Origin of the sequence: Yoonia sp. (assembly GCF_017854565.1) — a bacterium.
GTDB lineage: Bacteria > Pseudomonadota > Alphaproteobacteria > Rhodobacterales > Rhodobacteraceae > Yoonia.
The window spans coordinates 1-18,495 of record NZ_JAFMHJ010000017.1 but is presented as its reverse complement, the minus strand read 5'-3'; the positions used below and the strand labels follow the sequence as shown (position 1 = coordinate 18,495).

19 protein-coding genes are annotated in these 18,495 nt (G+C 59.4%); 6 read left to right on the top strand and 13 right to left on the bottom strand.

Translation table 11 applies throughout. The annotated features are described in order from the left end of the window. Positions 1–7: 7 nt before the first annotated feature. The 3 genes from atpD to QZ196_RS08925 all read left to right on the top strand — a co-directional run bounded on the left by atpD (position 8) and on the right by QZ196_RS08925 (position 2,336). The gene (atpD, locus tag QZ196_RS08935; RefSeq protein WP_296425626.1) at positions 8–1,432 is read left to right on the top strand and encodes a F0F1 ATP synthase subunit beta; all 1,425 of its coding nucleotides are present in this window, start codon (positions 8–10) and stop codon (positions 1,430–1,432) included. 9 nt (positions 1,433–1,441) lie between these two features. Next, complete coding sequence (locus QZ196_RS08930) at positions 1,442–1,867, top strand: F0F1 ATP synthase subunit epsilon (RefSeq protein ID WP_296425624.1); 426 nt, start codon at positions 1,442–1,444, stop codon at positions 1,865–1,867. A gap of 118 nt (positions 1,868–1,985) precedes the next feature. Beyond that, positions 1,986–2,336: an H-type lectin domain-containing protein gene (locus QZ196_RS08925; protein WP_296425622.1), complete on the top strand. Its 351-nt coding sequence runs from the start codon at positions 1,986–1,988 to the stop codon at positions 2,334–2,336. A gap of 98 nt (positions 2,337–2,434) precedes the next feature. Here the strand turns inward: QZ196_RS08925 and QZ196_RS08920 are convergent, their stop codons facing one another. Next, positions 2,435–3,454, bottom strand: coding sequence for a ribose-phosphate pyrophosphokinase (locus QZ196_RS08920; RefSeq protein ID WP_296425620.1), 1,020 nt, complete (start codon positions 3,452–3,454; stop codon positions 2,435–2,437). Positions 3,455–3,566: 112 nt separating this feature from the next. Here QZ196_RS08920 and QZ196_RS08915 point away from each other — a divergent pair, with 112 nt between their 5' ends. Together QZ196_RS08915 and QZ196_RS08910 are read left to right on the top strand one after the other, a co-directional pair. After that, positions 3,567–4,166 carry a 2-hydroxychromene-2-carboxylate isomerase gene (locus tag QZ196_RS08915; RefSeq protein WP_296425617.1) on the top strand — a complete coding sequence of 200 codons (600 nt, stop codon included), beginning with the start codon at positions 3,567–3,569 and terminating at the stop codon, positions 4,164–4,166. Beyond that, complete coding sequence (locus tag QZ196_RS08910) at positions 4,166–4,957, top strand: alpha/beta fold hydrolase (RefSeq protein ID WP_296425615.1); 792 nt, start codon at positions 4,166–4,168, stop codon at positions 4,955–4,957. The genes QZ196_RS08915 and QZ196_RS08910 overlap by 1 nt, the downstream gene beginning before the upstream one ends. Here QZ196_RS08910 and QZ196_RS08905 read toward each other — a convergent pair. The 6 genes from QZ196_RS08905 to QZ196_RS08880 all read right to left on the bottom strand — a co-directional run bounded on the left by QZ196_RS08905 (position 4,926) and on the right by QZ196_RS08880 (position 9,850). Continuing rightward, on the bottom strand, positions 4,926–5,972 hold the full coding sequence (locus tag QZ196_RS08905) for a beta-eliminating lyase-related protein (RefSeq protein ID WP_296425614.1): 1,047 nt from the start codon (positions 5,970–5,972) through the stop codon (positions 4,926–4,928). The two genes, QZ196_RS08910 and QZ196_RS08905, sit on opposite strands and share 32 nt — an antisense overlap. Continuing rightward, positions 5,973–6,443, bottom strand: coding sequence for a YcgN family cysteine cluster protein (locus QZ196_RS08900; protein WP_296425613.1), 471 nt, complete (start codon positions 6,441–6,443; stop codon positions 5,973–5,975). Further along, entirely contained in the window at positions 6,433–7,374 is a 942-nt protein-coding gene (locus QZ196_RS08895) for a bifunctional riboflavin kinase/FAD synthetase (protein WP_296425612.1), read from the bottom strand. Before QZ196_RS08895 ends, QZ196_RS08900 begins: the two co-directional genes overlap by 11 nt. A 36-nt stretch (positions 7,375–7,410) precedes the next feature. Then, positions 7,411–7,854, bottom strand: a complete 444-nt coding sequence (locus QZ196_RS08890) for a MaoC family dehydratase (RefSeq protein ID WP_296425610.1) — start codon at positions 7,852–7,854, stop codon at positions 7,411–7,413. Positions 7,855–7,944: 90 nt separating this feature from the next. Next, a complete protein-coding gene (locus QZ196_RS08885; protein WP_296425607.1) occupies positions 7,945–8,820 on the bottom strand; it encodes a TIGR01459 family HAD-type hydrolase in 876 nt (291 codons plus the stop codon). A gap of 112 nt (positions 8,821–8,932) precedes the next feature. Then, positions 8,933–9,850: a manganese-dependent inorganic pyrophosphatase gene (locus tag QZ196_RS08880; RefSeq protein ID WP_296425604.1), complete on the bottom strand. Its 918-nt coding sequence runs from the start codon at positions 9,848–9,850 to the stop codon at positions 8,933–8,935. Between the two features lie 131 nt (positions 9,851–9,981). Here QZ196_RS08880 and QZ196_RS08875 point away from each other — a divergent pair, with 131 nt between their 5' ends. Next, complete coding sequence (locus QZ196_RS08875) at positions 9,982–10,650, top strand: DUF2161 family putative PD-(D/E)XK-type phosphodiesterase (RefSeq protein ID WP_296425602.1); 669 nt, start codon at positions 9,982–9,984, stop codon at positions 10,648–10,650. On the opposite strand, the gene QZ196_RS08870 is transcribed toward QZ196_RS08875, so the two are convergent. The 6 genes from QZ196_RS08870 to QZ196_RS08845 form a co-directional block, all read right to left on the bottom strand. After that, on the bottom strand, positions 10,635–11,642 hold the full coding sequence (locus tag QZ196_RS08870; RefSeq protein ID WP_296425600.1) for a TraB/GumN family protein: 1,008 nt from the start codon (positions 11,640–11,642) through the stop codon (positions 10,635–10,637). The two genes, QZ196_RS08875 and QZ196_RS08870, sit on opposite strands and share 16 nt — an antisense overlap. 183 nt (positions 11,643–11,825) lie before the next feature. Further along, complete coding sequence (locus QZ196_RS08865; RefSeq protein ID WP_296425596.1) at positions 11,826–12,707, bottom strand: hypothetical protein; 882 nt, start codon at positions 12,705–12,707, stop codon at positions 11,826–11,828. A gap of 9 nt (positions 12,708–12,716) precedes the next feature. Beyond that, complete coding sequence (locus tag QZ196_RS08860) at positions 12,717–13,475, bottom strand: glycoside hydrolase family 25 protein (RefSeq protein WP_296425594.1); 759 nt, start codon at positions 13,473–13,475, stop codon at positions 12,717–12,719. A gap of 83 nt (positions 13,476–13,558) precedes the next feature. Next, entirely contained in the window at positions 13,559–14,239 is a 681-nt protein-coding gene (locus QZ196_RS08855; protein ID WP_296425592.1) for a Crp/Fnr family transcriptional regulator, read from the bottom strand. After that, positions 14,236–17,232 carry an adenylate/guanylate cyclase domain-containing protein gene (locus QZ196_RS08850; RefSeq protein WP_296425590.1) on the bottom strand — a complete coding sequence of 999 codons (2,997 nt, stop codon included), beginning with the start codon at positions 17,230–17,232 and terminating at the stop codon, positions 14,236–14,238. The genes QZ196_RS08855 and QZ196_RS08850 overlap by 4 nt, the downstream gene beginning before the upstream one ends. Before the next feature lie 25 nt (positions 17,233–17,257). Next, positions 17,258–18,289 (bottom strand): hypothetical protein, encoded by a 1,032-nt coding sequence (locus QZ196_RS08845; protein ID WP_296425587.1) that lies wholly within the window; start codon positions 18,287–18,289, stop codon positions 17,258–17,260. Between the last annotated feature and the right edge of the window lie 206 nt (positions 18,290–18,495).

Here is an 18,495-nt window from a genome sequence, read left to right as displayed (position 1 = left end):
AAACGTTATGGCACAAGCAAAAGGCAAAATCACTCAGGTGATCGGCGCCGTCGTAGACGTGCAGTTTGGGGATCACCTGCCAGAGATCCTGAACGCGCTGACGACTGACAACAACGGCAAGATGCTGACACTGGAAGTGGCGCAGCACCTTGGTGAAAACACCGTGCGCACGATCGCCATGGATAGTACCGAAGGTCTGGTCCGTGGTCAGGAAGTGACTGACATGGGCAACACCATCACGGTTCCCGTGGGCGACGCGACTTTGGGCCGCATCATGAACGTGATCGGCGAGCCGATCGACGAAAGAGGTCCGATTGGCGAAACAGAACGCCGCTCGATCCACGCGGATGCGCCGCCCTTTGAGGCACAATCCACAGCATCCGAAGTGCTGGTCACGGGTATCAAGGTGATCGACCTTCTCGCGCCTTATGCGAAGGGTGGTAAGATTGGTCTGTTTGGTGGTGCCGGTGTTGGCAAGACAGTTCTTATTCAAGAATTGATCAACAACATTGCCAAGGTGCACTCGGGCTACTCGGTTTTCGCCGGTGTGGGCGAACGGACCCGCGAAGGAAACGACCTTTACTACGAATTCATCGACTCCAAGGTTATCGACCTCGAAGACATGACGAAGTCAAAAGTGGCGCTGGTCTATGGCCAGATGAACGAGCCTCCAGGTGCGCGTATGCGTGTTGCCCTGTCCGGCCTGACGATGGCCGAAGCGTTCCGTGACCAATCCGGCGCTGACGTGTTGTTCTTTGTCGACAACATCTTCCGCTTTACCCAAGCTGGTTCCGAAGTGTCTGCGCTTCTGGGTCGTATCCCGTCCGCTGTGGGCTACCAGCCAACGCTGGCTACCGACATGGGTCAGATGCAGGAACGCATTACATCCACAAAGAACGGTTCGATCACATCCGTTCAGGCGATCTATGTGCCTGCGGATGACTTGACCGACCCTGCGCCGGCCACATCGTTTGCGCACCTTGATGCGACAACCGTTTTGAACCGTGCGATTTCGGAAAAGGGTATCTATCCTGCCGTTGACCCGCTCGATTCAACATCGCGCCTGCTTGACCCTGCGATCGTGGGTGAAGAGCATTACGCAGTGGCCGCCGAGGTGCAGCAGACACTGCAGCGCTATAAGTCGCTGCAGGATATCATCGCCATTTTGGGCATGGACGAATTGTCAGAAGACGACAAACTGACCGTGTCGCGCGCCCGCAAGATCGAGCGTTTCCTGTCGCAGCCGTTTGACGTTGCGCAGGTGTTCACGGGTTCACCCGGCGTGCAGGTCCCGCTTGAGGACACAATCGCGTCGTTCAAGGCTGTGGTTGCTGGTGAATACGACCACCTGCCCGAAGGTGCCTTCTACATGGTTGGCGGCATCGAAGACGTGAAAGCCAAAGCCGCAAAAATGGCTGCAGACGCAGCGTAAGGAGCCGACATGGCAAACCTACAATTCGATCTCGTTTCGCCCGAACGCCGCTTGGCGTCGGTCGAGGCTTCTCAGGTGCAGATCCCCGGTGCGGATGGCGACATGACAGCCATGGCTGATCACGCGCCGACGATCACGACATTGCGCCCCGGCGTTCTGCGCGTGGTGCACGGCGGCGGTACGGATGAATACATTGTGTCCGGCGGATTTGCCGAGATCACAGCGACAGGTGTATCTGTCCTGGCTGAACAGGCATTGCCGCGGTCTGAATTCACCCAAGAGGTCTATAGCCGGATGCTGGCCGCCGCCCGAGAGGCGCACGGCCAAGCAAAGGAAGTGTTCAAGAACGAGCATGGACCCGTGGATGATGCAGCCAAACTGTTGGCGGATATGGTCGCCATCGGCGGGCACATCGGGCTGACGGCAAACGACTGAATTTGGTCAAATCTAGGAAAAAGGCCCTGCGCTGCGGGGCCTTTTGCATTTTCAGGTCGTTTTTTCTCAATATTTCTGGAATATGGTGCACAGGCGAAAAATAGGGGCCGCCAGCGCTATGCGTAAGTTTCACAGTAGTACGGTTGGCATTGATGACGGCGACGTGATCCTGTTTTCCGATTTTGAGGATGACGGCGAGATGTGGCGCGGCGCAGGCCCGCGCGAAAACCGCGTTGCCGTCACTTTTTCTCAGCAATACATAGGCATCCCACATGTGCAGGTCTCTATTTCGATGTGGGATATCTCGAATTCATCCAATACGCGGGTCGATGTGCAGGCCGAAAACATCACCAAATCAGGGTTTGAGATCGCCTTTCGGACCTGGGCCGACACGCAGGTCGCACGCGCAAGGGTGGCGTGGACCGCGATCGGGGAACTGCCCCATGATGATGGTTGGAATTTGGACTAGGTCGTCAGGCTTGTCAGCGTCAGCGTGACTGCGCGACCAGATGCTCATCGCGCAGGACCTTTTGTTGCCTCGGCATATCCCCCAAGGGATACTGCACCTTACTCGGCGGCATAAAGCCCTTCGTAGATCGGCCCGAGCGTTTTATGATCGAAAAGTGAAGACACCGATGTACCATTCCATGTGTTCAAAATCGCCTGCGCGAACATGGGCGCCGTTGGGACGATGCGAATATTCGCGGCGGCTTTCACGGCGGTAGTCGGTGCAATCGTGTCGGTAATAACGAGGCTTTTCATCACGGATTTGGTAACGCGTTCCACGGCAGGGCCAGACAGCACACCGTGCGTAATGTACGAATGCACTTCCTTTGCACCGTTTTCCATCAGCACTTCGGCCGCTTTGCACAATGTGCCTGCCGTATCGACAATGTCATCAACGATAATGCAAACGCGATCCTTGACGTCACCGATCACGGTCATTTCCGCAACTTCGCCGGGCTTGCCGCGACGCTTGTCAACGATGGACAGTGGGGCACCAAGCCGCTGGGCCAGATCACGGGCACGGGCCACGCCACCGACGTCAGGCGATACCACCATCACATCATCCATCCGGTCGCGGAAGTTGTGCATCGCATCCAAAGCGTAAATCGGTGAGGCGTACAGGTTATCCACGGGAATATCGAAGAAACCCTGGATCTGGGTGGCATGCAGATCAAGGGTCAGCACCCGTTCAATCCCTGCCTCTACAATCATGTTCGAGACAAGCTTGGCGGTGATTGGTGTGCGCGCCTTTGACCGACGGTCCTGCCGGGCATAGCCAAAGTATGGGATCACGGCGGTGATCCGTGCCGCCGACGACCGGCGCAGGGCATCTGCGATGATCAGCAGCTCCATCAGGTTGTCATTCGCGGGGTTCGATGTGGGCTGGACAATGAACATGTCCTCGCCGCGGACGTTCTCGAATACTTCAACAAAGATTTCGCCGTCATTGAACCGTTCGACCCGGGCATCAACCAAGGCGACATCCATCCCCCTGTGCATCGACATACGGCGGGCGATGGCCTGGGCCAGTGCTTGATTGGCGTTGCCGGAAATCAGCTTTGGCTCATTCATGATTGGCATGTTGGGGTCCTTTGGCAACTGGGTTACTGGCGTGTAACAGATTCGTGGCGTTGACACCGACTAGCACAGGGTTACCGTCGCGGAAACAACTCGCGCACCTCTGGAGACTGAAATGCCCCATATAGATTACTTCTTTGCAACGCTGTCACCGTTTACCTACCTTAGTGGGACACGGCCCGAGGAGATTGCCCAAAAACACGGCGCGACCTTAACCTACAAGCCGATGGATATCATGGCTTTGTTCGCGCGGACCGGGGGTACACCACCCAAGGATCGCCACCCAAACCGGATTGCATATCGCCTGCAGGAATTGCGCCGCCGGTCCGCTCTTGCCGATCTGCCGCTGAACCTTAAGCCGGCACATTGGCCCACCAATCCCGCGCCAGCATCATATGCCATTATCGCGGCCCAAAACGAAGGTGGCGGTGATGTGGGCAAGTTGGTGAATGCCATCGGTGCGGCCTGCTGGGCCGAGGATCGCAATATTGCGGATGACGACGTGGTGCGCGACTGCTTGACACAAGCGGGCTTGGATCCCGCATTGGCCGACAAGGGGCTGATGACCAGTGCCGACACCTTTGCCGGCAACCTCGAAGAGGCCGTGATGCGCGGCGTCTTTGGCGCACCGTTCTTTATTACCGATACGGACGAACGGTTCTGGGGCCAGGACCGTCTTGATGATCTGGATGCGTATTTGTCTGGCAATATCTGATGCCTGACGACGGCGCCGCTCGCCGCGATATATGGGTCACCACCGTGGGCGCAGGGGCGCCTGCGGTTGCGATCCACTGTGCCTTGGCCAAGCATGAGGCCCTGTTGCCACTCGCCGAGGCGCTGGAAGGCCGCACGACGTTTTTCGACATGCCCGGCCATGGGCGCAGCGGCAATTGGGACGGGCGGACCGAATATCAGTCCTTGATCACCGCAACTGCGGCCGGGCTTTGTGATGGGCCGACCCATCTGATCGGCCATTCATTCGGGGCAACCGCCGCACTGCGTCTCGCAGTGGAGCGACCGGATCTAGTGAACCGCCTGACCCTGGTCGAACCTGTCTACTTTGCCGCCGCCAAAGGGTCCGACGCGCATCATGCACACGCCAAGGCGTTTCGCCCGTTTGTGGGTGCAATGCTGTCTGGGGATGAATCGCACGCAGCCGAGGTTTTCAATAACCTTTGGGGCGATGTCGTGTGGCAAAACCTGTCACTGCGCAGGCAAACCTATTTGACCGACCGCATCCATCTGATTGTTGCGGGGGCATCCGCGATTGAGGAAGACGCGCAGGAAATTACATCGTCGGCCCGACTGGGCGCATTGAATATTCCTGTTACATTGATCCGGGGGGCGCTGTCACACCCGGTGATTGCTGCGATCCATGCGGTGTTGCATGCGCGTATTCCGCGGTCCACGGACCACGTGGTCGACGGGGCGGGACATATGGTGCCCATGACCCATGTTGATGCAGTCGCCGCGATTATCCGTGTAGCAGATCAAGAAACTGGTTGATCCCGTCAACGGTCATTGACCAATCCGTGACCAACCGCCCGATCAGCAGTTCATCCGGGGTGCCTGCGTTCGGATCGCCGTTCATCACATTGTAGGTTGCGCCGCCGTCCAGCAACCGCTTGTGTTCACGGCGGGGTGCCTGGAAAAAGATGATATTCGCCTGTGGTTCGAACACAAACGACGCCAGATCATGGCCGCGCATGCCGTCCGCCAAGTGTGCGCAACGTGCGTTGGCCGCCTGTGCCATGTCGAGCCAAAGACCGTCGGTCAGATAGGCCTGCATCTGGGCAGACAGAAAACGGTGCTTTGACATCAAATGCCCGCCGCGTTTGCGCCGCAACTCAAACTCCCACGCGAGCTGTGGATCGAAAATAACGCAGGCCTCGACCCCCAGAACGCCGTTTTTGGTGCCACCAAAGCTGACGGTATCAACGCCCGCTTTCCACGTCATTTCTGCCGCCGAACAACCCAGCGCAGTCAGCGCATTTGCAAAACGCGCCCCGTCCAGATGGGCTTTCATCCCATATTCCTTGGCCGTATCGGTCAGCGCGTTGATTTCGTCCAGCGTATAGATCGTGCCTTTTTCGGTCACCTGCGTCAGTGACAGCGGCCCGCGTTGGGGGCCGTGCACGCCGCGGGTTTGTTCGCCGCTGATCTTACTTTGCAAATCTGCCTGCGCCATTTTCCCATTTGTCGTGGGGACCAGTGTCAGCTTGGCCTGGGTGTAGAATTCGGGCGCATTACACTCGTCTTCCTGGATATGGGCGATGTCGGCGCAGAAAATCGTCTGCCAAGGCTGGGTCATCGTCGCCAGCAGAATCGCATTTGCGGCGGTCCCCGAAACGGCCAGATAAACGGCGGCGTCCGGTGCTTCAAAGATCGTGCGGACCTTTTCACGTACGTCATCCATGATCGCATCCGCGCCATAGCTTTTCGCGTAGCCGCGGTTGGCAGCTATCAGCGCTTCCATCACTTTGGGGTGGGCGGGGCCTGCGTTGTCAGAGGCAAAAAACATCTACGTCGGCTCCTCGATGATGTGGTCTTCCCAGTCGTCTTCGTCCACTTCAAATTCCGGAACGGTTAACCCCCGGACAGACACACCGGCCTGGTGCACCGATTCCGGATCGCCCGAGATCAGCGGGTGCCAGTGGAACAGCGGCCGCCCTTCGTGGACAAGACGATAGCCGCAGGTTTGGGGTAGCCAATACAGATTGTCGAGAAGGGTCTTGGGGTTCAGCACGATGCATTCGGGCACGAATTGGTGGCGGATTGGGTAGTTGCCGCACAGACAGCTTTGGTCATCCAGCAGGCGGCAGGCTACGCGGGTCATCACGACCTCGCCGGTGTCTTCATCTTCGAGCTTGTTCAGGCAGCATTTGCCGCAGCCGTCGCACAGCGCTTCCCATTCTTGCGGGTTCAGTTTGGCCATTGGTTTGGTTTCCCAAAACCGGTCGGCCAATCCGCCGCGGTCGATTTCACTGGACATGATGCAGAATCTCTCGTGCTTGGACGCAATCGGCGTCCATTTGGGTGATCAGCGCGTCCAGCCCATCGAACTTCAGCTCGGGGCGCAGATATTCGACCAGCGCGACAGACAGGGTTGCGCCGTAAAGATCGCCTTTGAAGTCAAACAGATAGGTTTCGCAATTGGGCATGTTTTCCCCAAACATCGGACGTACTCCGATTGATGCGGCGCCGTCATAGGTGCCCTTGTGCGGACCGTCGAGGATATCGACCTGCACCGCGTAGACGCCGAACTTTGGCGGATGCAATCCGGCGATGGCCATATTGGCGGTAGGATAGCCCAGTTCGCGGCCGCGCTGATCGCCGCGGATCACCTTGCCCTCGATCCGGTGCCAATGACCCAGCATTGCAGCGGCATCGCGTGGGCACCCATCGCTGAGCGCGGCGCGGATCGCGGTGGATGACACGCGCGCGGTATTGATGGCGATCATGGGGGTGACGGTCACGCCGAAACCCATTTCCTTGCCAAATTGTTGCAGGTCCCGCGTGGTCCCGGCGCGGTCTTTTCCAAAGCAGAAATCGGCCCCGACAATGACGTGTTTCAGGCCCAGTTGATCGGCGATGATGGTCTGTGCAAAATCGCGCGGTGACAGGCTGGCCAAGGCGGCATTGAACGGAATTTCATAAAGCTTTTCAACGCCAAGTTTGGCCAGACGGTTCGCCTTGGCTTCGGCGTTCATCAGGCGGAAGGGCGTGGGATCGTTAGAGAAATAACTGCGTGGGTGCGGTTCAAACGTCATGATGCCCAAGGGCGCATTTGCGGCCTTTGCAGCCGCGCGCGCGATGTCGATCACGGCCTGATGGCCGATGTGGACGCCATCGAAATTACCGATGGCAGCGGCGGCGCCTCGGTCCTTGGGGTCGATGAAAGCGGTGTCACGAATAATGCGCATGGCCTTGCGTATCCCGGCCAGCGCAGGGGCGCAAGATTAGTCGAATTTACGCGACGGTGCGAGAACCGTTGCATCACCGACGAGCACCTTTTTGTCATTCACCATGCAACGAGTGTTCATGGTGACACGCCGCCGGGAATGGTCGATTTCGGTCACTTCGACCTCTGTCAACACCATGTCACCGGGGCGGACGGGCGCAAGAAACTTGAGGCTTTGACCCAGATAAACCGTCCCGTGACCGGGAAGCTGTTCACCGATTACGGCGCTGATCAGGCCCGCCGTCAACATGCCATGCGCGATCCGACCACCAAATATGGTGTCTTGAGCATAGCTTTCGTCCAGATGTACCGGGTTCCGGTCAGTGGAGACTTCGGCAAACATTTCGATATCACGGTCGGTGATCACCTTGCGCAGGGACCGCACCATGCCGATTTCAATATCTTCGATGCAGATCGTTCCGCGGGGGACGTTATCTAGCATGTCACGCTCCATTGGGTAATAAAAATCCTAATATCCGGACGATATTGAAACTTTATTACTTTGCAAGCGCAGAAAGATCAAGTGATTCCGTTAGCGCAGCTGTCCGATTGCAAAAGTCGTGCTGATTTGTTCGGAATTCAGGTAATTCGTTAACGCGTCGGGATCGGGTTGCCCGTTGGTTTTGGTTTCTTGCGCAGCCAACCCGCCAGAGATGAACAGCGCGTCGATATCTTCTTGCAGGGCACCAAGGATATCGGTCCTGATCCCGTCGCCGATGGCAATGATACGCGGATCGGATGGGGCAATGTTTAACGCCGCGAGCCTGCGGCGCGCGAGGTCGTAGATCGGCGGGTGCGGCTTGCCGAAATACAGGCTTTGCCCGCCCATTTGGGTATAGAGTTGCGCCAGCGCGCCCGCACACCATTCGCGCACCTCGCCCCGGTCCACGATGATATCAGGATTGGCACATAGCAGCTTGAGGCCCTTTTGCTTGGCATGGAGGAATTCAGGGCGGTTCACGTCCAGATCGGCCAATGGATCAAAGGGTCCGCAGCAAACGATGCCTTCGGCCTGATCGAGCGTAACGCGCTGAATATCGACCGGATTATCGACGATTTCCGGCGGTGTGAAGAATTCATCATCACGGGGGCTTTCACCCATGAACCAGACTTTTTGCCCGACGATACCGCGAAACATCGCGGCACGGGCACTGTCGCCAGAGGTGGCGATTGCATCCCATGCATCGTTCGGCACGCCCATGTCAGATATCTGGAGCGCCACGGAATCCCACGGGCGGGGAGAGTTGGTGACAAGCACCACAACGCCGCCTGTCGCGCGGTATTTCTGCATGGCTGCAACCGCATCGGGAAGGGCTGTGACGCCGTCGTGCATACAGCCCCAGAGATCGACGAACGCCGCGTCGTAATCGCCCGATATCTGGTCAAAAGATGTGATGATCTGGGTCATGGGTTAACCTTTTTTGATGGTGCAAGACGGCGTGCGTATTGGGTATGTATCGCGTACGGACACTGTAAGGCAGCAGAGGTCCCGGACAGGTCCGGGACGTGCGGCACCCCGATCAGACCTTCAGGTTCGGGATGATCTGTTTCTTGCGGCTCATGATGCCGGGCAGGACCACGCTGTCGCCTGCGACCTTGACCGCGAACGATGCTTCGGCCACGGCTTTGGTCAGGTCGTTGGGGATCAGCATCGTGGCTTCTTCGTTCAGGATGTCGACGACGAAAAGCAGCACCTGATCGACGCCATCTTCGGCGGCGACGGTGGGCATGGTCGCCATCAGCGATGCCTTGCGATCAAGCACGATTTTGGGCGATGTGGTTTCCAGCACCGAGACGCGGAATTTCGTGCCGCCGACTTCGTATTCTTTGCTGTCCATGCGCAATAGTTCCGCATCGGAAAACGCGGAAATGTCGGATTTGGCGTCGAACATTTCGGTCGCATACGCGTCGATGTCGATTTTCAGGTCCTTGGCCAGTGATTGCGCAAGTTCCTGATCCATGGGCGTGGTCGTGGGCGACCGGAAGGCGAGGGTGTCGGACAGGATACATGACAACATCAGGCCTTTGATGCCGTCGGGCATATGGCTGGCGTGGTCGCCCATCATCTGGTGCATGATCGTGGCGGTACAGGCCAGTGGGCGGATTGTGATATTGATCGGCCCTTTGGTTTCCAGCCCACCCGCAAGGCGGTGGTGATCAATGATCGCGATCACATTGGCGTTGTTGATGCTCGCGGGCAGTTCGGCGGGGTTGTTGGTGTCGACCACCACGCATTTCTGGTCGGTATCAACATCGGCGATGACGGCGGGCAGATCAAAGCCCCAGCGTTTGGCGACAAAGGCCGCTTCGGTGTTGGGGGTGCCCAGCAGCGCCGCCTTTGCGGGAATCCCGGTGTGGTCGAGGAACCATTCCCAGATGAGTGGGGAGCCGGTGCTGTCGGTATCGGGGGCTTTGTGGCCAAAAACGAGCGTTGTCATGGTATGTGCCTTCATCTGCAGTACGGTTGGGCCGGGTTATAGCAGGCCAATGGGCGATGTCACGAGGTGACATGGCGCGCGGTTGTTGCGACTATGCAGCATAATATGAATGTGATGAGGGGGGCCGTGAAATGACAAAGATGCGCGAGGCGGATCTGTATCACCCGGTCAAAGCCTATTTGCAGCGCCAAGGCTATGAGGTGAAAGGCGAGGTGGGTGCGGCGGATGTCGTGGCCCGCCGCGCCGATGAGCCGCCGCTGATCGTCGAGTTGAAGCTGGGTTTTTCGCTGACGTTGTTTCATCAGGGCATTGCGCGGCTGGTGGTGACGGATCAGGTTTATGTGGCGGTGCCGCACAAGACCGGCAAGCCTGCGGTGCGGGCGTTGAAGGATAATGTGGCCCTTGCCCGCCGTGTCGGTTTGGGGGTCCTGACGGTGCGTGCGCGCGATGGCCATGTTGAGGTGCACGCGGACCCGGTGCCTTATGCGCCGCGCAAGTCCAAGAAGAAGGCGGCGCGCCTGTTGCGTGCCTTTGATCGTTTGCAGGGCGATCCGAACGCGGGCGGCGCGACCCGGCATGGGATCGTCACTGGTTATCGCCAGGACGCCGTGCGCTGTGCCCGGTTTCTGGCGGTGCATGGTCCGTCAAAGGGGGCGCAGGTCAAGGCCTGGGCCGAGGTGCCGCAAGCGACGCGCATCATGGCGGATGATCACTATGGCTGGTTTTGCCGGGTTTCGCGTGGGGTGTATGACCTGACAGATGCAGGCCGCCAAGGCATGGCGGACTACGGAGAGCTGTAGGCGGCGGACCGGGTCAGGGTCCAGCCATCGTTTTCCAGCAGTTGCAGCACGCCGTCTGTGCCAATCAGATGGGCCGCGCCGACTGCGATGACCAGTTGGTCGTGCCGGGCGGCGGCATCGGCGATTACGGGCATCCAGTTGCGGTTGCGGTCGATCAGCAGGGCCGCTTCGGTTTCGGCAAAAAGGGCTTCGGCTTCGGCGGGTGTGACGCCCGGAATATTGGCCATGGCAAAGCGTGAAAGTTCCCACAGCCGGCCGACGTCCTGGGCGAAATAGCGATCAAGCGTGGCGACAAACATCTGTTGTTGCTGGTCCGGTGCCAAAAGACTGACCATCAGCATGTCGATCTGGTCTTCGATCGGGTCGTTTTGAAAGATGTCGAACAGGGTCGTGAAGGGTTCCAGCCCCTGCAATGGGACGCGGGCGGCGATGGCATCTGCCATGATCATATGATCGAGACCGCGCGCACCCTCCATCAGCTCAGCTGAGGCGCAAACCGGGATCGACAGCATCATCGACAAATACCATGGCTGCATCTTGGCGGCCATGAAGCCGGGAATATTGCGGGCTTGGGCAGCCTGCACGACCAGGTCCCATGTGTCATCGTCCAGCAGGTCCCGCAACGACGGGCCTTCGATGATGAAGATGCGACTGGGATCGGCTGCCACCATGTTCTGTAGTTTTATCTCGTCCTCGGGGGTGGCTTCGACAAGCACAAGGTCGGCGCCCGCGATGGTATCGCGCAGGCCGTCATGGATCGGTTCGAGCCGTGGATCGTAGATGTGCATGGTGCCGACGACCGTGATGTGCCGGTCGTCCTTCTGCGCGGTCCAGATGATCCCCTCGGCATAGGGCATTGCGGCGACGGTCGCGGTCAGGGCGGCCTGATCGCGGTCGCTTAGCTGATCCAGATAGCTGTCACCGGTGCATTGCGCCGCCGCAGGCAGGCCAAGCAGGCTAAGAACGGTGGCGATGGCGCAGCGCAGAAACATCGGGCATCCTTTGGCTATGGTTGTACCAATCTATGTACGAGCCGCCGCAGATCAATCACCCGGGGCGGTTTTGCCGGATCATATTTTGCCGGGCCCGGATCAGCCCGCGCCGCATGTCGGGCCTGTCATCGGCAAGGTGGAAAATATCAGGGCCGATCCCGTGATCGACCAAGACGTTTTCGTCTACCCTACCGCGCGTGGCGTCTTGTTTGCGCCATCGTCTGCCGGCGGCCCGTCAAACATCCGCCTGATCACAAGGATCATCAGGGCAGCTGCCAGCAACGGAAAGCCAATCCCGACCAGCAGCAGGTGGATCAACGTACCAAGGTAATGGGTGGTCATCAGGCTCAGCTTTTGGGGGAGATCGTTGATCGTGTCCTTGAACCCCCGAGTCAGGTGCTCTGCGTCGCTCCAGTATTTCAGGGGGTCGTTGGACAGATTGCGCTTGACCGTGCGGTCATGCATCACCTGCACCGCCGACGGGTCGCCCGGTTCCGCAATCTGGTTGGCCAGCCAGCCGCTGGCGTTGATGCTGTAGGGGATCACCAGATAGGCGATCAGGAACAGCATGGTCGCCATTCGCACCAGCGTATGCGCCAGATGTTGCAGCCGGTTGTGGATGTTCAGACCCCGAAACACAAAGTACCCGGCCCCCAGACCCAGTGACAGTTGCGCCAGCCCAAATGATGCGGCGGCTGCGGCGCGGTTGAGGCCCAGCATCGCCTCGGCTGTGCCGGTGGCAAGCGTGGCGACGCCCAGCACGCGTTCCATCACATGTGTCAGGGCCGACAGTGCCTGACCGGCTTCGGCGCTGACGGATACCACGACGGTCAGGCCGACTTCGGTGGTGGACAGGACTTCGAGCAGGCCGAGGATCTCGGCGATCAGCAGCATGTCTTGCAGGCCGTCGCGGCTGGCGTCCTGCAAGTAGCTGGTGTTTTGCGCCACGATCGCAGAGCCGGATTGGCCCAGCACATAGGTGCCGGTCGTGGCCAGCAGCCACAGCAGGGCGGCAGAAGCGACGCACACGGCGGCAAGCAGGAAGTTTCGCAACATGGGTGTCATCGTTTTATCCTATGGGCAGGTCAGGTTAGCCAGATCGGTATGGCCGCCCGCAAAGGTGTTGCGATCGACAAAACCCTTTATCCCGTTGATTGATCCGTGGGGGCTGTATTGCCAAAAGGTCCATTTTTGCAGCCCGCGAGGCAGGTTTGGTGTGGTGCCGTAAGACGCCAGCCACAGGGGCCGGTCCGCGCCGGCGGTATCAAGGTAGCTGTTCCAGAACGACGGGCTGGCATAGACGACGGGCGCGCAGCCCGTGGCCTGTTCGACATAGTTCAGCCATGTTTCCACATCTTTGGCAAAGGCGGCTTCCTGCCCCTTTGGCGGTGCCCGTTCCAGATCGACGACCGGCGGAAGCGAGCCGGGACCGACACCTGCGACGGTCACAAAATTCTGGGCCTGTGGCAGGGGCGCATCGTTGGGTTCGTAGAAATGATAGGCGCCGAACAGCAGGCCCGCGCTGGTGGCTGCGGCCCGGTTCGCATGATAGCGCGGGTCGCTGTAGGTGATCCCGTCGGTCGCTTTGTGATAGCTGAAGATCAGCCCGTCTGCGGCCACTTGTGTCCAGTTGATGTCACCTTGGTAATGCGACACGTCGATGCCGGGCAGCGTCTGGTCGGCTTGGGTGGCGGCTGGTGGCGTTGCGGTCTGCGTTGCTGTGGTGATCGGGGGTGTGTGCAGCGGCAGGGCTGGTCGCATGGCCAGCACCCCGACAACCCCGACGACGATCAACGCCGACAACCCGTGACCCAGTGTTTGGAATAGCTGCATCGGCTGACCCTTGTTGCGTCTTTGCAGCAACTTAGGCGAAAGCAGGCGCATCGGTGTGTGCGCTACGACACGTCGCGTGCGTTTTAGGCCAGACCTTCGGACAGGGCTTCGGGGTCGAGGATCTCGATCCGCTGGCGGGCAGGTCGGATCACCCCGCGTTTGGCCAGTTTGCTAATCGAGCGGCTGACCATTTCCCGATTGGCCCCGATAGAGCCTGCAATTTCGGCATGGGTCGGCGCGTTGTCGATGATCGAGCCTTTGGCCAGTTTGCCGTGTTCGGCGGCAAGCCGCAAAAGATACGTGCCGACCCGCTGTTCGACCGACAGGGTGGTCATTTCCATGTTGCGTTCCGTCAGAGAGCGGATCCGACACACAAGATGCCGCACGATCCGGTCGCGGATCACGGGGACGGTGTTGAACAACTGCAGAAAGCTTTCGCGCGTCATCGACAGCACCCGTGCCTGGGTTTTGGCAAATACGGCCAGCGACCGTGGCGTGCCGTCCAATGCGGCCATTTCCCCGAAATAGGCACCTTCGGGGAAGCGGGAAAAGACGATCTCGCGGCCTTCTTGGGTCCAGTAAACCGCAAGCAGGGCACCGGAAATCAGAAAGAAGATATCGTGCGAATCTTCTTGTTGGTTAAACACCGTCTGCCATGCGTTCAGGCGTATTTCAGTGACCTGAAGGGGAATGTGGGCCAGATCTGCCGTGGTGATGCCATCAAACAGGGGCAGCTTGTAGCGCAGTAGCTGGTTTGGGTTCATGCGGTTTCCAAAAGGGCCCGTGCTGCGATCACCTCGGGGGGGGTTGCGGCTGTCGGAAAGGCGGCCAGCGCCGCGGCAAGGTCACTGCCGTTTGCACGGCCCGTTGCGAATTGGTCCAGCCGCGCGCGCAGCCGCCAGAGGCTGGCGTGTTGCTGGTCGGCAATGCTGACGGCCAGTGAAAGTGCTTTGGTCGCTTCGTCGCTTCGGTGCGTCTTGTCGCAGATATCAGCGTGCAGCCGCAGGACTTCGGGGTACCAGCAAAGCAGGCCCGATGCCGCGCAGTCCCCGGTCGCTTGGCGGGCGCATTTATACGCCATTTCGGGTTTTGCGTGCCGCCAGAGCGCCTGTGCATAGTAGGCCCGGAAATAGGGTAGGCCGACGTTTGATCCGATAGCTTCGTGGGTCAAAAGTATCTGCTCGAATTGCGCCAAACCTTCGGGGGTATCGCTTTGCGTCGGGTCCATCACGTGCAGCCATGCGCTGCCGGTGATTTGCCAGAACAATGCGGCCTGCGCGTGGGCTGTTGCGATGCCCTGTTGCAGGCGCGCGATCGCCTGATCGGTCTTGCCCGCGTAAAACAGCGGGACAGCACCCCAAACCTGCGCATAGGGCAGCATCACGGGGATGTTCAACTGGTCCTGATGGGTGTCGGTTTCGGCGCTTAGCGCGTCCACCAGATGGCTGTCGCCACAAATCGCCCGCCCGACCGGTTCGAACATCTGGGCGGCGGCAAAGGTATCCATGCCATACTGCGCAATCATCGCGCCATGTTTGCCGACGTCATATATGGCGCGCAGCCCGGCGAAGTCTTGGAACTGCTCTTGGAAATTGCCGCTATAGAAGTTCAGGCAGACACTGGTGCCAAGCGCGGCAAGGCGAATTTGCTGGCTTGCAGCGTCTTGGGGCAGATTGTCGGCGGTTTCGACCAGAAGGTTGCAGAACCGTTCCGACCCCGCCTTGTCCGCCGAAATGATCGCATGCGAGAAGCTGCCGTAAAACGCAGGGCCGTTCGCGCTTGAGTATTTGTGCTGCGCGGTGGCCAACCGCTCCACGGCTTCAAAGGCTTCTTTGACCGGGGCGGCGGTAAAGCCCTGCGTCTGCATCCGGATCGACCCAAGCGCGGTCTGACAGGCGATTTCCAGATCGGTCACGTCGATATCGCCCGGCGCATCGGCGCAAAGTGTCAGTGCTGCGATAATATGCGCTTCGGCGTCTTCAAGCGCGCCTTGGAACAGCGCCCATTGGCTGACGGTCAGATAGTTCTGGATCGCAGGGACATATTGCTGCGCACGGCTGAGGTGGTCGGTCAGCAGGGCAGGGTTGCGCCGCACGGCGTCGGGGTGGCGTTCTTGCAGGTGGTCTGCAATCTGGCCGTGATATTCGATCCGGGTCTTGCGCAACATTCCCTGATAGGCGGCCTGATGCAAAAGCGCATGGGAAAAGGTCCAGGCGTCGGCGGCGTCCTTGAGCAGGACACCGCGCGTACAGGCGGCGTGCAGGTGCGTATCCAGCGGTTCCTGATCCGCCGCAATCGCCCGCAACATATCAAGGCTAAAGCTGCGCCCGATCACAGCGGCACATTGCAGCACCGGCTTGGATGGCCCGGTCGCGTCGATCTGTTCGGCCAGAAGGTCCATCAAAGAGCCGGGGATGTGATCCGTCGCTTGGGTGCCCGTGGCGCGCCGTTTGTACAATTGCTCGAGATAAAGCGGCACACCGCCAGCTTTTTCGACAAGAGCGGCCCGTTCATTGGCCGTGACTTTGCCCTCCGACAGCGCATCCAGCATCCCCTGCGCATCGGCGTCGTCAAACGTTTCCAAGGGGATCACCACGATGGGCAGATTGCCCAGATATTTGCCGATCTTCGTGTCTTCGCGGCTGGTCATCACGATCTGGTAATTGGCGGCAGCCGGGCTGAGCAGGATGTTGACCAACACGCTGAAACTGGCGTTGTCGAGCCAGTGCAGGTCTTCGAAAATCAACAAACCGTCGGGTTGCACCGCTTGAATAGCCTGCCACAGGCTGTTGTCGATCAGGGATTTCAGGGCAAGGTTGGTTCTCTCGGCCAACAGGCGCTGACCTTCGGGCAGACCAAGCGCCAGTGCCAGCGCGCGCTGGGCATCGGGCTCCAAGGCGCCGAACCGGGTCTGGATGTCGCTGAACTCCGGCAGGGTGCTGCCGGTTTGCTGCATGATCCAGTCGTTGAATGGCTGGTAGCTGGCGCGGGTCTGGGTGCCATCGGCGGCAAAGGTGGACACGGCTGCGGCGGATTGCGCGACAAAGCGGCTGAGGGTGGTTTTGCCGATCCCGGCCTGCCCGATCAGCAAGCAGGGTTCGCGGCTTGCCGTAATCCGCTGTAATTCAGTCTTGCGGCCCACGAAAAAGTCAAGTTTCTTGCGCTGCAGAGGGAAGGCTTGCGGCATGGGTTGATACAGGGTTTGCGCCTCGGCGAAACCTTTGAGGCGTTGACCTGGCATCTCTTGCAGGACCATCGTGTCGCGCAGCAGCATGCGGGTCCTTTCGGATACCATGACCGTGCCGGCGGTGGCGCGTTCCTGAATACGCTGGGCCAAGGTGGTCACCATGCCCGTGGCACGCGGCAGTGTGTTGTTGCCGCTGCTTGCGCGCACGGCCACTTCGCCGGTGGCAACACCTGCGCGCACTTCGATGGACACGCCGCCGCGATAGGCCGCGCTGATTTCATTGACGGCTTTCAGGGCGGCGTTCACCGCCTTGGCCGCGGCCAGTTCATCGGCTTTGGAAAGGCCAAACAAGGCGACCACGCCGTCGCCCAAATATTCGGTGACTTCGCCGTCATGGGCTTCGATGATGTCGCGGGACTGGGTATAGTAGTCTTCCAGCCACTGTTGCAGGTCCTCGGCATCGGCGGTGCTGGCGATATCACTGAACCCAACAAGGTCAATGAATACGGCTGTAATTTGCTTGCGTTCACCCCTGCCGGTTAAGGCAGAGGGTATGTGTGGCGTATTCATCGTTCACTCCCGTCCCTGTGGCGCACTATAGGCGTGTTTGGCTGGCTTCCAAGCGCGCAATGCGTGCGCTGTCAAATGGATTTGAAAGCGTCCAACTGGTCCAGATCCGAAAAGCGCCCGGCAGGTGGTTGTCGGCTGCGGCGTGATGGGTGGTTTGGCGCAGCGGCTGGGCGGTCATCTTGCCAACGGGCAGATTGGACAAGCCAAAGTCATGCACGTCTATTTCCACATCAATACCAGCGACATAGGCCGAGGTCAGGCTGAAATCGAGGTTCGAATACTGCCAGTGGCCGAATTTATTTTTGCTGACGACCACTTGTTCGGCCAGACGGTGGACTGCGCCCAGCGTGTCATATTGGGTTAGCGGTCGGGCGAAGTCGCGTTGCGCATATTTGGCGGACCAGATCGGCGTGCCCTGCGCCGAGGCGACGGTATGGCGGTCGTTGGACATTGTCAGTTGGCCGATGCGTTTGTTGTAGCCATAGTACCAAACGCCGGCCAGTTGCGGGCGCAGGCGGTTCAGGTAAATATTGGGCAGGTAGGTAAATGCGCCTTCTTGGCCTTCGATCTGGACATAGCTGATCGCGGTGATCGCTTCGAAATAATTGCGGTAGCCGGTAAAGCGCGGCAGCGTGGCGGCCCGCACGCCGATCTGCTGATTGGCAAGGATCGCGACCGGGTGGGTCCCTTGAGGGGTGAGCGCTTGGGGGTGCAGGCTCATGCCTTTGGGCAGTGATTTTTCCAGCTCTTTTGCATCGACCGCATGGAAACTGAAGAAACCGTCAAGCTGACCAACGCCATAGAACGGGGTCAGCGGCCAAGGTGCCGTTTGCGCATAGGGGCTGTCGAGCTTGGCGGCGGCTGTTGGTCCGGCATCGGGCGCGATATCGCCTTCGCCGACGATTTCAATATTTGCGCCGGTCAGCGCCTTGGCCGCGCCAAGCCCGGAAATCGTGGCGGCTTCGACACAGCCCGCGTTGATCCCGCAGCGGGTCCAGTCGCCCGCCAGAAACAGGTTTTCAAAACCGGCCCCATCGGGTGGCAGCCGATACTGCACACTGCCCGGCACCGACAGAACATAGCGTTCCGAGCCATAATAATTCTGCCGGAAATATTGGGCCTTGAATTTTTCGGGTCCGGTTTGCGCACCTTCCGCGTGCAGCAGCGACAGGTCAAATTTGCCCGCCTTCTTGGCCTTGGGCCATAACAGGTGTCAACGGCAGAGTAAAAGTGAGCCAAAGGGCAGCGCAAAATGTTGCCACT